Here is a 601-nt window from a genome sequence, read left to right as displayed (position 1 = left end):
CTTCATGGCTGCCGATCTGTCCGCGCTCGACCTTCTGGTGGTCCAAATCGACGGGCTGCATCTCGGCGACGATCTCGTGCTGGTCGCCGCGATCGGGGTTGACGGCGAAGGCAACAAGCATCCGCTGGCGCTGGTGGAAGGAGCGACCGAGAACGCCGCAACGGTTCAGTCCCTGCTGGACAACCTGGTCTCGCGCGGGCTCGACCCGACGGTGCCAAGACTGTTCATCGTCGACGGCGCGAAAGCGTTGTCGAAGGCGATCCGCCGCACCTTCGGTTCGGCCGCCCCGATCCAGCGCTGCCAGATCCACAAGGCGCGCAACATCATGGAACGCCTGCCGAAAGAGAACCATGCGGCCAGCCGTCGGGTGCTACGCCAGGCCTGGGAGCTCGATGACGCCGACAAGGCTGAAAAATTGATCCGCAATCTCGCGCGTCGACTCGACCAGCAATGGCCCGGCGTCGCGGCCAGCATCCTCGAAGGCCTCGACGAGATCCTGACTGTCGTCCGGTTGAAGCTGCCGAAGGAGCTTCGTCGATCGCTCGCCTGTACCAACATCGCCGAGAACATGATGGGCACCATTCGCCGCGTCACGCGCAAC

The 601-nt window shown here is 64.2% G+C and carries 1 protein-coding gene; it reads left to right on the top strand.

Annotation, left to right across the window (positions count from 1 at the left end; translation table 11 throughout):
- Positions 1–601, top strand: a 601-nt coding sequence (locus tag IVA82_RS40505; RefSeq protein WP_247493866.1) for a transposase, incomplete at both ends; no start/stop codon positions are given.

It is taken from the genome of Bradyrhizobium sp. 142 (genome assembly GCF_023074015.1).
Classification (GTDB): Bacteria; Pseudomonadota; Alphaproteobacteria; order Rhizobiales; family Xanthobacteraceae; genus Bradyrhizobium.
The sequence above is the reverse complement of the archived record's forward strand: the minus strand, read 5'-3'. Positions and strand labels throughout refer to the sequence as shown.